The 12,460-nt window shown below is 66.3% G+C and carries 15 protein-coding genes; 10 read left to right on the plus strand and 5 right to left on the minus strand.

Going from position 1 to position 12,460, the window contains the following annotated elements; all coding sequences use genetic code 11:
* Positions 1–376 precede the first annotated feature (376 nt).
* The gene (locus C8J43_RS06460) at positions 377–796 is read left to right on the plus strand and encodes a VOC family protein (protein ID WP_133030224.1); all 420 of its coding nucleotides are present in this window, start codon (positions 377–379) and stop codon (positions 794–796) included.
* Between the two features lie 9 nt (positions 797–805).
* Entirely contained in the window at positions 806–1,108 is a 303-nt protein-coding gene (locus tag C8J43_RS06465; RefSeq protein ID WP_056051730.1) for a polyhydroxyalkanoic acid system family protein, read from the plus strand.
* A gap of 11 nt (positions 1,109–1,119) precedes the next feature.
* Here the strand turns inward: C8J43_RS06465 and C8J43_RS06470 are convergent, their stop codons facing one another.
* From C8J43_RS06470 to pyk, 4 genes are all read right to left on the minus strand, one after another.
* Positions 1,120–1,638: a biliverdin-producing heme oxygenase gene (locus C8J43_RS06470; protein ID WP_133030225.1), complete on the minus strand. Its 519-nt coding sequence runs from the start codon at positions 1,636–1,638 to the stop codon at positions 1,120–1,122.
* Positions 1,635–1,823: a YbdD/YjiX family protein gene (locus tag C8J43_RS06475; RefSeq protein ID WP_207893343.1), complete on the minus strand. Its 189-nt coding sequence runs from the start codon at positions 1,821–1,823 to the stop codon at positions 1,635–1,637. The genes C8J43_RS06470 and C8J43_RS06475 overlap by 4 nt, the downstream gene beginning before the upstream one ends.
* Positions 1,820–3,874: a carbon starvation CstA family protein gene (locus tag C8J43_RS06480; protein WP_133030226.1), complete on the minus strand. Its 2,055-nt coding sequence runs from the start codon at positions 3,872–3,874 to the stop codon at positions 1,820–1,822. The genes C8J43_RS06475 and C8J43_RS06480 overlap by 4 nt, the downstream gene beginning before the upstream one ends.
* Positions 3,875–4,411: 537 nt before the next feature.
* Positions 4,412–5,875: a pyruvate kinase gene (gene pyk, locus C8J43_RS06485; protein WP_133030227.1), complete on the minus strand. Its 1,464-nt coding sequence runs from the start codon at positions 5,873–5,875 to the stop codon at positions 4,412–4,414.
* A gap of 92 nt (positions 5,876–5,967) precedes the next feature.
* Here pyk and C8J43_RS06490 point away from each other — a divergent pair, with 92 nt between their 5' ends.
* The 4 genes from C8J43_RS06490 to C8J43_RS06505 all read left to right on the plus strand — a co-directional run bounded on the left by C8J43_RS06490 (position 5,968) and on the right by C8J43_RS06505 (position 7,603).
* Positions 5,968–6,288 carry a DUF1244 domain-containing protein gene (locus C8J43_RS06490; RefSeq protein WP_133030228.1) on the plus strand — a complete coding sequence of 107 codons (321 nt, stop codon included), beginning with the start codon at positions 5,968–5,970 and terminating at the stop codon, positions 6,286–6,288.
* A 181-nt stretch (positions 6,289–6,469) separates the two neighbouring features.
* The gene (locus C8J43_RS06495) at positions 6,470–6,712 is read left to right on the plus strand and encodes a DUF2312 domain-containing protein (RefSeq protein WP_197942503.1); all 243 of its coding nucleotides are present in this window, start codon (positions 6,470–6,472) and stop codon (positions 6,710–6,712) included.
* Between the two features lie 89 nt (positions 6,713–6,801).
* A complete protein-coding gene (locus C8J43_RS06500; RefSeq protein WP_133030229.1) occupies positions 6,802–7,086 on the plus strand; it encodes a DUF1294 domain-containing protein in 285 nt (94 codons plus the stop codon).
* 79 nt (positions 7,087–7,165) lie between these two features.
* Positions 7,166–7,603, plus strand: a complete 438-nt coding sequence (locus C8J43_RS06505; protein WP_133030230.1) for a nuclear transport factor 2 family protein — start codon at positions 7,166–7,168, stop codon at positions 7,601–7,603.
* Here C8J43_RS06505 and C8J43_RS06510 read toward each other — a convergent pair.
* A complete protein-coding gene (locus C8J43_RS06510; RefSeq protein WP_121904341.1) occupies positions 7,600–9,063 on the minus strand; it encodes an ATP-binding protein in 1,464 nt (487 codons plus the stop codon). The genes C8J43_RS06505 and C8J43_RS06510 overlap by 4 nt on opposite strands.
* A 111-nt stretch (positions 9,064–9,174) precedes the next feature.
* Here C8J43_RS06510 and C8J43_RS06515 point away from each other — a divergent pair, with 111 nt between their 5' ends.
* The 4 genes from C8J43_RS06515 to C8J43_RS06530 all read left to right on the plus strand — a co-directional run bounded on the left by C8J43_RS06515 (position 9,175) and on the right by C8J43_RS06530 (position 12,438).
* Entirely contained in the window at positions 9,175–9,720 is a 546-nt protein-coding gene (locus tag C8J43_RS06515; RefSeq protein ID WP_133030231.1) for a DUF1003 domain-containing protein, read from the plus strand.
* Between the two features lie 30 nt (positions 9,721–9,750).
* A complete protein-coding gene (locus C8J43_RS06520) occupies positions 9,751–10,494 on the plus strand; it encodes a YebC/PmpR family DNA-binding transcriptional regulator (RefSeq protein ID WP_056051712.1) in 744 nt (247 codons plus the stop codon).
* A gap of 195 nt (positions 10,495–10,689) precedes the next feature.
* Positions 10,690–11,196 carry a crossover junction endodeoxyribonuclease RuvC gene (gene ruvC, locus C8J43_RS06525; protein WP_060526511.1) on the plus strand — a complete coding sequence of 169 codons (507 nt, stop codon included), beginning with the start codon at positions 10,690–10,692 and terminating at the stop codon, positions 11,194–11,196.
* Positions 11,197–11,445: 249 nt separating this feature from the next.
* A complete protein-coding gene (locus C8J43_RS06530) occupies positions 11,446–12,438 on the plus strand; it encodes a hypothetical protein (protein ID WP_133030232.1) in 993 nt (330 codons plus the stop codon).
* Positions 12,439–12,460 lie beyond the last annotated feature (22 nt).

A 12,460-nucleotide genomic window follows, 5' to 3' on the forward strand; every position in this document is an offset into this window, starting at 1 on the left:
TTGCGCTATGCCGTGGCGGGGAAGGGGGGGCAATGTTTTCGGTGTGATGGGGCGGGGGGATGAAGAGCGCCCCCCCGACCTCTAGCACCACCCCGGCGAAGGCCGGGGCCCAATTGGAAAGGTGGTCGTAACGAAGCGCTCCCCTGCATTAGCAACGTCTCCTAATTGGGCCCCGGCCTTCGCCGGGGTGGTGCGGTATGGTTGGGTGAGGGGTGCCCTTCCCAACTTTGTTTCCCCGCGAAGGCGGGGACCCAGTCTGGGCTCCCGCCTTCGCGGGAGAACACGGTAGGGCGGGCTGACAATATTGCGGGTGGGTAAAAGCACCCACGCAATCCTCCGGGTCGACGAACCAACCATCCCAATCTATCTTCCCTCTATGACCCTACGCCCCTTCCACCTCGCCTTCCCGGTCCACGACCTCACCGCCGCGCGCACCTTCTACGGCGCGACCCTCGGCTGCCGCGAAGGGCGTTCCAGCGAGCAATGGATCGATTTCGACCTGTTCGGCCACCAGATCGTCGCGCACCTCGACCCCTCGGCCAAACCCGTCGCGGTCGAGAACGCGGTCGATGGCCACGCCGTCCCGGTCCCGCATTTCGGCGTCGTGCTGACGATGGACGACTGGACCGCGCTGTCCGAACGCGTCACCGCCGCCGGCGTCCAGTTCGGGATCGCGCCGTACATCCGCTTCAAGGGCGAGCCCGGCGAGCAGGCGACGATGTTCTTTCTCGACCCGTCGGGCAACGCGCTGGAGTTCAAGGCGTTCGCCAACGACGACATGATTTTCGCGACTTAAGGAATAGACATGGGCACTCCCATCACCGTCGACGTACCCCATCAGCTCGGCAAGGCGGCGGTTCGCGCGCGGCTCGACGGCAGCATCGACAAGATCGGCGCGAACATTCCCGGCGGCTCGGTGACCGATCACCGCTGGGACGGCGACACGCTGCACTTCACCGTCAAGGCCATGGGGCAGACGATCGCCAGCGCGGTCACGGTGTTCGAGACCAACGTCCACGCGGTCGTCGATCTGCCCGGCATTCTCGGCCTGTTCGCGAGCAAGGTGCAGGACATGATCCGCAAGGAAGCACCGAAGCTCCTGCGCTGAGACCAGCAAGATCAGGCCGGCGCGCGCCGATACAGGTCGAACGCTGCCTTGGCGCCGACGATCGCCTGCTCGACCCAGGCCTCGTCGGCGGTTTCGCCGTCGATCGCGGTCAGCAATGCGCGCCACTCGCCCGACAGATGTTTCGCGCCGAGATACGCGGACGGCATCCCTTCGGGGACCGACCGCGACAGCATGACACCACCGAGCCGCGACCCTTCGACCACATACATTGCACCCCACCCGGCGGCCGGGCTCGCCGGGACATCGAACGCCATCGGCGCGGGCATGTCTTCGCCCAGCGCGGCGAGGTCCGCGGCAAGCTCTGTCCCGCGCGACCGAACCGTCGCGAGCCCCGGAATAGCGGTCAGCCAAGCCTCGACCGCGGGCAATGCCTTGGCATGCGCGATCAGGAACGCCCGGTAGTCATCCGCATCGGTCAGGTCGTAGCGTCCGAACTTTGCATCGACCGCGTCGTGATCCGCTGCCGTCGCGCTCCGCAATCGCGCAACGGTGGAAACCCCATCGGTCAACAGCAGCGTCCCCCGCCCTTGCTGCCGTATCGCGCCTCCTGCCGATCGCGGAAGAACGCACGCTCGTCCATCGGCGCGTGGTCGGGATGCCGCTCGGCCATGTGCTGACAATACGCAGCATAGGATGGCACGCCGACCATCAGCAGCGCAGTCTCGCGCGCCTTTGCGTAGAGCGCGCGGATCATTCCGCGGCCACCAGCTGCGGCGGGACTTCGGTCACCGTCGGCCGGTCGATCTTCAACGCCGCCAGACACGTGCGGATGCCGAAGAAGACGATCGACAGCACCACCGCCAGGAACAGCGCGCACAGCCCGGCATCGATCCGGTCGTTGAGCACGATCCGTTGCATCTCCGCCATCGTCTTGGCCGGCGCGAGCAACTCGCCCCGCGCCGCCGCATCCGCGAACTTCGAGGCGTGCGCGAGGAAGCCCACTTTCGGATCGCTCGCGAACAGCTTCATCAGCCCGGCGGTGATCGTGCACAGGCACAGCCACGCGGCGGGCAGGATCGTCACCCATGCGTAACGCTGACGCTTCATCCGGAACAGCACCACCGTCGCCAGCACCAGCGCGACTGCCGCGAGCATCTGGTTCGAGATCCCGAACAACGGCCACAACGTGTTCACGCCGCCGAGCGGATCGGTAACGCCCTGGTACAGGAAGAAGCCCCAGGCAACGACGCATAGCGCGGTCGCGATCAGCCCCGGCACGATCGCCGAGGCGTTGCGGAACGACGGCACTGCGAGCCCGATCAAATCCTGCAGCATGAACCGCCCGGCGCGCGTCCCCGCATCGACCGCGGTGAGGATGAACAGCGCCTCGAACAGGATCGCGAAGTGGTACCAGAACGCCTTCATCGCCTGCCCGCCGACGAGGTGGCTGAAGATCTCAGACATCGCCACCGCCAGCGTCGGCGCGCCGCCTGTGCGGCTGACGATCGTGGTCTCGCCGACGTCCTTCGCAGTCTGCGCGAGCAGTTCGGGCGTGATCGGGAAGCCCATCGCGGTGACCGCGGTCGCGGCCGAGGCGAAGTCGGTGCCGACCACCGCCGCCGGGCTGTTCATCGCGAAATACACGCCGGGATCGAGGATCGACGCCCCGACCAGCGCCATGATCGCGACGAAGCTCTCCATCAGCATCGCGCCGTAACCGATGAACTGCGCATCGCCTTCGCTGGCGATCAGCTTGGGCGTGGTACCGCTCGCGATCAGCGCGTGGAAGCCCGACACCGCGCCGCACGCGATCGTGATGAACAGGAACGGGAAGAGCCCGCCCGACCAGACCGGGCCGGAGCCGTCGATGAACGGGGTCAGCGCCGGCATCCGTAGCGGCGGCGCGACGACCGCGATGCCGATCGCCAGTGCGACGATCGCGCCGATCTTGAGGAAGGTGGAGAGGTAGTCGCGGGGGGCCAGCAGCAGCCACACCGGGAGGACGGAGGCGACTGCGCCGTAGCCGACCATCAGCACGCAGAGCTGCACCGGGGTGAGCGTAAATAGCGGCGCGAGCGTCGGCGAGGCGGCAACCGTGCCGCCGTAGACGATCGCGGCGAGGAGCCCGATGACGCCGAGAACGGAGACTTCGCCGACCTTCCCTGGCCGGATCCAGCGCGTATAGATGCCCATCAGGAAGGCGAGCGGGATGGTCGCGGCGACGGTGAACAGCCCCCACGGGCTGCCTGCGAGTGCGCGCACCACGATCAGCGCGAGCACGGCGAGGATGATGACCATGATCGCGAACGCACCGATCAGCGCGATCACGCCGGGGATCGCGCCCATCTCCATGCGGATCAACTCGCCGAGCGATCGTCCGTCGCGCCGCATCGAGATGAACAGGATCATGAAATCCTGCACCGCGCCGGCGAGCACGACGCCGGCGAGGATCCAGAGCGTGCCGGGGAGATAGCCCATCTGCGCGGCCAGCACCGGGCCGACGAGTGGACCAGCGCCGGCGATCGCGGCGAAATGGTGGCCGAACAGGACATTGCGGTCGGTCGCGACGTAATCGAGGCCATCGGCGCGGCGGAGCGCTGGCGTGGGCCGGCTCGGGTCGAGCTGCATCACATGCCGCGCGATATAGCGCGCGTAGAAGCGGTACGCGATTAGCTGGACCGACACGGCGGCGGTCACGATCCACAGCGCGTTGACATGCTCGCCGCGCTCGAACGCGACGACCGCGAGCGCGCAGGCTGCGAGGAGCGCAAGGGCACCCCAACCGATCTTCTCGCGTAATTTCATCCGTGCGCCCTCCCGTGCGGTCCGTTCCCCGCGGCATCGCGTATTCGGACGCGGAGCGCTAGCCTAGATTAGCTCGTACACCCGCCCCACAGCTCCACCCCGGCCTTCGCCGGGGTGGTGGCTTGGTTGGATAAAGGTGGCGCTCCCCGGTCAACGGGGCTCGATCTGAGCAGGCGGCATGCAAAACGCAGTTCAACCCCATCCCGTCACCCCGGCGGAGGCCGGGGCCCACCGGCCCGCATACTCAACGGGCTGCGAGTATGCGGAACGGTGGATGCCGGAACGAGCCCGGCATGACGGGGAAGGGGGCTGGTTGCTGTTCCGGTTTGCGCGGGACATTCTCGCGGCCGTAGCGCGCATTCCAACGAGGCCGTTCCCCCGCGGACGCGGGGCAACAGTTGAATACCGTGGCGCTTGGTATCCTGGCCCCCCGCCTTCGCGGGGGAACAGCTTGGGTGGGCTCTCCCCAGCCTTGAGGGCAGACGTAGTGCGCGGCAGCAACGAGCAAGCGCCCTTCGCCAGCTCCCCCCCCAAAAATCAAACCTGCGAATGATGCCCCTTCAGCTCATCGCCTACGATCCGCACCACGTGCAGCACATTCGTCGACCCAGGCGTCCGGAACGGCACGCCCGCGAGCACGATCACCCGGTCGCCCGCCTTCGCCATCCCATGCCGCACTGCCATCCGCTTAGACTTCGCCACCATGTCCTCGAACGACTCGACGTCGCGCGTATGCACCGCATGCGTCCCCCACAGCAGCCCAAGCCGCCGCGCGGTCTCCTGGCTCGGCGTCAGCACCAGCAGCGGCACCGACGGCCGCTCGCGCGCGATCCGGCGGGCGGTCGAGCCCGACGTGGTGAAGCAGATGATCGCCACCGCCGACACCGTCGCGGCGATGGTCTTCGCGGCCTCGGCGAGCGCATCCGCGGTCGTCGGATCGGGCTTCATCACGGTGAAGTGCATGCGGTCGCCGTGCTCGGGATCGGACTCGACCGACACGCCGATCGCATCCATCATCGCCACCGATTCGACCGGCCACGCGCCTGCCGCGCTCTCCGCCGACAGCATGATCGCGTCCGCACCGTCATATACAGCCGTCGCGACGTCCGACACTTCCGCCCGCGTAGGGGAGGGCGACGTGATCATCGATTCGAGCATCTGCGTCGCAACCACCACCGGGCGGCCCATCCGGCGTGAGACCTCGACGATGCGCTTCTGCAAGGGCGGCACCTGCTGCGGCGGCAGCTCGACGCCGAGATCGCCGCGCGCGACCATCACGCCGTCACACGCCTCGACGATCTCCTCGAGCCGCTCGATCGCCGCCGGCTTCTCGATCTTTGCCATCAGCGCCGCCTTGCCGCCGATCAGTTTCCGCGCTTCCCAGAGATCCTCGGGGCGCTGGACGAACGACAGCGCGATCCAGTCGACGCCCTGGTCGACCGCGAAGTCGAGATCGCTGCGATCCTTCTCGGTCAGCGCCGCCATCGGCAGCACGACGTCGGGGACGTTCAGACCCTTGCTGTTCGACAAGGCGCCGCCGACCTCGACCCGCGTCGTGATCTCGCGCGGGCTATGCGACACGACGCGAAGGACGAGCTTGCCGTCGTCGAGCAGCAGGCGCGCGCCCGGCTCGATCGCCGCGAAGATCTCGTCGTGCGGCAGTTCGACACGCGTCGCGTCGCCCGGCGTCGGGTCGCGGTCGAGCAGGAAAGCCGAGCCGGTTTCGAGTACCGTGCGGCCGCCGTCGAACTTGCCGACGCGCAGCTTCGGTCCCTGGAGATCGGCGAGGATCGTCGAGGGGCGGCCAAATTCCTTCTCCAGCGCGCGAATCGCCTGGATCACCGCGATCTTCGACTGCTGGTCGCCGTGGCTCATGTTGATTCGGAACGCGTCTGCGCCGGTGCGGAACAGCGTCGCGATCATCTCGGGCGTGCTGCTGGCAGGGCCTAGCGTCGCGAGGATGCGGACTTTCCGCGAACGGGGTGCGATGGCCTTGGTCATGCGGTGCGTTTTCCTCGGCGTTTCCTGGGGGAGATCTTTGCCGCGATGGGCCTTAAACCCTATCTCCGCGGGATCAACCACGGAGCACAGTAATGAATCCCGAAACCGACTCGCTCGATACGCTCGACGATGCCGTAGCGGCTAAAGCCTTCCGCCGGCTGATCCGCCATCTCCGACACCGCGAGGACGCGCAGAACGTCGACCTGATGGGTTTGGCCGGTTTCTGTCGCAACTGCCTGTCCGACTGGGTCGAGGAAGCGGGCGGCCTCTCGAAGGATGCCGCGCGAGAGACGGTGTACGGAATGCCGTATGCCGAGTGGAAGGCGCATCATCAGGGCGACGCGACACCTGAGCAGCTCGAACGGATGAAGGCGAGCGTCGCAAAGAACGCGCCCAAAAACGGGGCCGCCTGATTCAGGCGATTGAGCCGAACACGGTAAACGCCTAGACGCGGGCCCGCACCCAACTCGGCATGATTCAGGACGTCTCCGGACGGCGATCACCGGTGCGGGCTTGTATCTTGATTGGCTTTTGACCGGCGCGTGGGCGCTGGCGTTGGGGGAATTTTCGATGTCTGACGAACGGCAACACGGCATGGGCGGCGGCGCGGTCGCTGCGGACGAACTGCGCCTGCTGATCGAGCGCGCCGAGCGTCTCGAAGAAGAGAAGAAGGGTATCTCGGACGACATCAAGGACGTGATGGCCGAAGCCAAGGGCCGCGGTTACGACCCCAAGGCGATCCGGAAAATCCTGTCGATCCGGAAGAAGAAGAAGGAAGAGTATCAGGAGGAGGAAGCGATCCTCGAAGTGTATCTCCAGGCGTTGGGGATGATCTGAGGATTTCTGATCTCGCGCGGTGCCTCCCCCGACATGGTGTCGGGTCGCGAGGGGGCACCGCGTTAACCCGATCGATGTACCGGTAGAGAATGTTTCTCCCGATAGTCGCGGCATCCGTCCTGTTCCTGATTATCAACGCGATCACCGTCGCCGCGTTCGCGATCGACAAGCGGCGATCGTCGACCGGCGCATGGCGGATTCCGGAGTCCCGCTTGCTTTGGTTCGCGGCGCTCGGCGGTAGCCCCGGTGCGTTCTGGGCGCGGAATCGCTACCGGCACAAGACACGGAAGCAACCGTTCGTCGGCCGGCTTCAACTGATCGCGATGGTACAAGTCGGCGTCGTCGCAGGTCTCGCCATCGCTTTCGCATTCTAGGTTCGACAACTCGCAGCTTCATTGCCGCACCTCAAGCTTAGGTGTATTGCCGTTATGCAACATTGCACCGGGGGCAAGCATGCGGGTATTTCTGGGAATGGCGGCGGCATTGGTCAGTGCGCCCGTCGCGGCGCAATCGATCGAGACCGAGGCGCATCGCCTCGCACAGCGGGCGGAGGCGTTCGTTCAGGTCCGCAACCAGTTCGATCAGGCGGCAATGATCGCGATGATGGCGCCCGAATACCAGGAAGTATCGCCCGTCGGCGAGGTCGATTCCCGCGAGCGCGTGATCGGGTTCTATGCGCTCGAAAAGAAAAAGCCCGCGCCGCAGATGACGATCACCGAGACCGTCGCGCGGCCCGCTGGTGCTATCGGTGTCGTCACGATGCGGGTCGCTTATGCGGTGCCCGGTAAGGACGGCCAGCCACAGTCACGTGCGCTACGCGCCGGTTTCGTCGCACGGCGGATCGGCAAGGAGTGGCGCTTCGTGTCGGCGCAGTTCACGCCGATCCGCTAGGCCGCTTCCGCCGGCAGCGTTGTCCACCCCAGCCCCGGTATCGTGATCGAACGTTTGCCGGCGAGATCGGTGCGGCACACGATCAGTTCGCGGCTTTCGATGTAGCCGATCAGCCGCTTCACCCTGCCGATCGAACTCGTGCCGTACGTGGCCGCGATGCGCGCGTCGGACGGGCAGGGTTCGCCTTCACGTGCCGCGCGCGCCACCAAAAGGAACGCGCCGAGCATGTCGTCGGGGAGGCCGCTCGCAACGTCGAGGGCGGCCGTCCAGGCTTCGTCGGTCATGTCGAAGATCCCTGCACGGGCGCAGCTCAGACGCCGGACGAAACCGGGGAGATCGAGCGGTGGCTTGGCGAGACCGCCCATCCGGCAGCGTACCTGGAAATCCTGGAACAGCACCGACGGCGGCCGCAGTGTCGACTCCGGATCCTCGACGATCGCACGGAAGACGTCGGCGTAGACCGCCTCAACCTCGTCGTCGGTCTTCTCGGGCGGTGGCGGTGCGGCGGTGCGCGGCTCGGGCGGACGGGCGATACCGTCGAGCAGTTCCTCCGCGGGAACGCGACGCGGGCGCGAATCGAACATCAGGCCGAGTTCGGGGGCATCGACCACCGGCTCGGACAACAGGTCCTGCAGGTCCATCGGCGCGGCGCTGGGGAGGGGGGTGAGCTTCGGGCTGCCGCTCCGCGCAGACGTCGCGACGTCGCCGATCTTCACCGTGATCGGCCGGCGCGACACTGCCGGCCCAAGCGCCATGAACGTGCCGCGCTGGAGATCGCGAATCGCCTCGGCCTGACGCCGCTCCATGCCCAGCAGATCGGCCGCGCGCGCCATGTCGATGTCGAGGAAGGTACGGCCCATCAGGAAGTTCGACGCTTCCGCCGCGACGTTCTTCGCAAGCTTCGCCAGCCGCTGAGTCGCGATCACGCCGGCGAGCCCGCGTTTGCGCCCACGGCACATCAGGTTCGTCATCGCCGCCAGCGACGCACGACGCACCTCTTCCGACACTTCGCCGCCAGTGACGGGTGCGAACATCTGCGCTTCGTCGACCACCACCAGCACCGGATACCAATGCTCGCGCGGTGCATCGAACAGCGCCGACAGGAACGATGCGGCGCAGCGCATCTGGCCCTCGACCTCCAGCCCTTCGAGGCTGAGCACCGCCGACGTCCGATGTTCGCGCAATCGCGTCGCGATCCGCGCGATCTCGCGTTCGCTATAGTCGCCGGCTTCGATCACGACATGACCGTGCGGTCCGGCGAGCGTCACGAAGTCACCTTCCGGATCGATCACGATCTGCTGGACATGCCCCGCCGATCGCTCGAGCAGCCGGCGCAGCAGATGCGATTTTCCCGAGCCCGAATTGCCCTGCACCAGCAGGCGGGTGGCGAGTAGTTCCTCCAGGTCGACGCCGACGGCAGTACCATTGCCGTCGGTGCCCATATTCACGCTAACCGTCATGCCGCGCGTTTGGCAGGTGCGGGCGTGTGGGAGCAAGGAGTCTTTGTGAGTTCGGTCGCAACACCGGCTTTGCGCGCTGGCATAATCCGCATTCCGGGCTAGGGCGCAAACATGGTCACGAAATCCTCCCCGCTCGCCGATCTATCGCAACGGTTGCTCGGCAAGGCGCCGAGCGATCTCGACGACGAGGAGCGCCGCGTCCTTGCCGGGATAGAGGCAGGGACCACCGTCAGCCGCGATGCCGCCGACGTGTCCGACGAGCGATCGACCTTCGGCGAGCGACTGTCGGACCGCGTCGCGGCGATAGGCGGGTCTTGGGGGTTCATCATCGCGTTCAGCGCGGTGCTGATCGGCTGGATGCTGCTGAACTCGGACATCCTCGCGCATTTCGGCCGCGCGTTCGATCCGTATCCCTACATCTTCCTCAACCTGCTGCTGTCGACGGTCGCGGCGATCCAGGCGCCGGTGATCATGATGAGCCAGAACCGACAATCGGCGAAGGACCGCCTCGCGGCCAGTCTCGACTACGAGACCAATCTGCGCGCCGAACTCGATATCCTGCGCGTCCACCACAAGATCGATCACCTGGTGCTCGCGCGCCTCGATGCGATCGAGCAGAAGATCGACGCTCTGGCGAAAACGGCCTCACCGTCCTAAAGCCACCGCATCAGGCTATTAGAGGCACCGATGGCAGGCCATTCCAAATACAAGAATATCATGTACCGCAAGGGCGCGCAGGACAAGAAGCGCTCGTCGGCGTTCAGCAAGCTCAGCCGGGAAATCACGGTCGCGGCCAAGATGGGCCTGCCCGACGTCGACATGAACCCGCGCCTGCGCGCGGCGGTCAACGCGGCCAAGGCGGCGTCGTTGCCGAAGGAAAACATCCAGCGCTCGATCGACAAGGCGAGCCGCGGCGATGCCGAGAATTACGAAGAGATCCGCTATGAGGGCTTCGGTCCCGGCGGCGTGTCACTGATCATCGAGGCGCTGACCGACAACCGCAATCGCACCGCAACCAACGTGCGCGTCGCGGTCGGCAAGAACGGCGGCAATCTGGGCGCGGGCGGTTCGGTCAGCCACGCGTTCGATCGCGTCGGGCTGATCTCGTATCCGGCGAGCGCGGGCGATGCCGACACGGTGTTCGAAGCGGCGCTGGAGGCTGGCGCCGAGGACGTCACGTCGAGCGAGGACGGCCATGAGGTCTGGACCGCGCAGGGCGACCTGCACGAGGTGGCCAAGGCGTTGGAAGCCAAGCTCGGCGAAGCGGAAGGCGCAAAGCTCGCTTGGCGCCCGCAGGTGATGGTCGCGGTCGGTGCTGACGATGCGGCGACGCTGTTCAAGCTGATCGACGCGCTCGACGACGACGACGACGTGCAGACGGTGTGGGGCAATTACGAGATCTCCGACGAGATCATGGAGACCTTGGGTTGAGATGAAGAAGGTTGGTTCGCGCGGAGGCGCGGAGGCGCGGAGAGTAGCGCTTCATGGTTACGTACTCCGCGCCAGCGGCCTCCTATCGGTAGGCCAGCCGAGCGGTGTGAAAGTCCCGCTGACGCGAGACGATAGCCAAAAGCGCACCCCCTCCGCGCCTCCGCGCCTCCGCGCGAACCAACCTTCTCTCTTCTCATGATCATCCTCGGACTAGACCCCGGCCTCGGCACAACAGGCTGGGGCGTCATCCGCGCCGATGGCAACCGCCTCAGCCATATCGCCAACGGCCAGATCAAGACCGATCCGTCGATGGCGCTCCCCCGCCGCCTCACCGCGCTCTACAATGCGCTGATCGACGTCATCCGCACCGAACGTCCCGACGGCGCCGCGGTCGAGGAAGTGCTCGGCAACACCAACGCGCAATCGACGCTGAAGCTCGGGCAAGCGCGCGGCGTAGTGCTCCTGGCTGCCGCCGGCGCAGGGCTGCATATCGGCGAATATCACCCCTCGACCGTCAAGAAGGGCGTCGTCGGCACCGGTGGTGCAGACAAGAAACAGATTCAGGCGATGATGGCGGTGCTGCTGCCGGGCGCTAAACTCGCCGGTCCCGACGCGGCGGACGCGCTGGCGGTAGCGATCACGCATGCGCATCATGTCGCCAGCGCGGCGGCGATGTCGCGACGGAGCGGCTTCGGCATCTGACCTGCTCGTTCCTGCCCGAGATGGCAGTTCGAATCCGCGATCACTGCCCTTCGACCGGCCGCTGCCTTGCGGGGCTGCGCGTGTTGTATGGATCGCCGCCAGAATCGCCTGCCCGGTTTAACTTGAATAAAGCTCGCACTGCCGCGTAACGATGGGCTAAGGATCGTGCGGGGTTCGGCTGCCGCGGTTCAATCGCCGTGGTTTTTGCGGTGCCGAAAAGAAACTTTGCTACGCCGTTCAGGGGGAATGATGCTCGTAGATCACGTGCGCGGGGGCACCAACAGCCCCGCCGTGCCCATCGAGGCCTTTGCGATGCCACCCGGCATGCGGATGCGCTACGACCTTCCGGATCCGGCCTTGGCGGAGTTCGTGACCGGCTACGCGATCTACACCAATGTCGACCGCGCGCCTATGATCAACTGGTATCTGCCTGCACCGGCGATGATCTCGGTGCTCGTCGACGCCGGTCCTCTCGACGTGTCGATCGGCAACCACCGCTTCGGGCCGCTCGATCGCGCGAGCCTCTATGGTCCGACCAGCAGGGCGTTCCGCACCGAGACGCACGGTGGCATCGCCGTCGGCATCGGCTTGAGCGCGCTTGGATGGGCACGTATGACGGTGCGCTCGGCGGGCGATTTCCATAACCGCGTCGTGCCGCTCGCGGGCGTGGCGGGGCCCGCCATATCGACCAGATTGGCCGATGGGCTGGACCTGCTGGACGACGACGCCAAGATCAAGCCGCTGCTCGATTCCATCCTTCCCTCGCTGTTCCGGCGACCCCACCCGCGCGAAGACCTGATCCGCGCGTTCGGTGCGCTGACCGTGACCGACGGCGTGATCGAGATGAAGGATGTCGCCGACCGGCTCGATATCCCGACGCATGAACTCCGGCGGATGGCGACGCGCTATTTCGGGATGCCGCCGAAGCTCCTGCTGCGACGAGCGCGGTTCCTGCGGTCGTTCATCCGGTTGATCACCGATGCGGGGCTGAACGATTATTCGAAGATCGACAGCAGCTATTTCGATGCCTCGCACTTCCTGCGCGATGCCGGCACCTTTCTCGGCACGACGCCGCGGCGGTTCGTGGCATCGGAGACGGTGTTCCTGAAGGCGAGCCTGCGCGCGCGTGCCGCGGTCATCGGCGCGCCTACCCAGGCGCTCCACGGTGTGCACAAGCCCGCGCCGTCCACGGCATCGCGTTCCCAGGCCAGCGAACCCGCGGCGAGCCAATTGCGAGGGTGAGGGGACCGAAACCGGTCATGCC

It is taken from the genome of Sphingomonas sp. PP-CE-1G-424 (assembly GCF_004341085.1).
In the GTDB taxonomy this organism is placed as follows: domain Bacteria; phylum Pseudomonadota; class Alphaproteobacteria; order Sphingomonadales; family Sphingomonadaceae; genus Sphingomonas.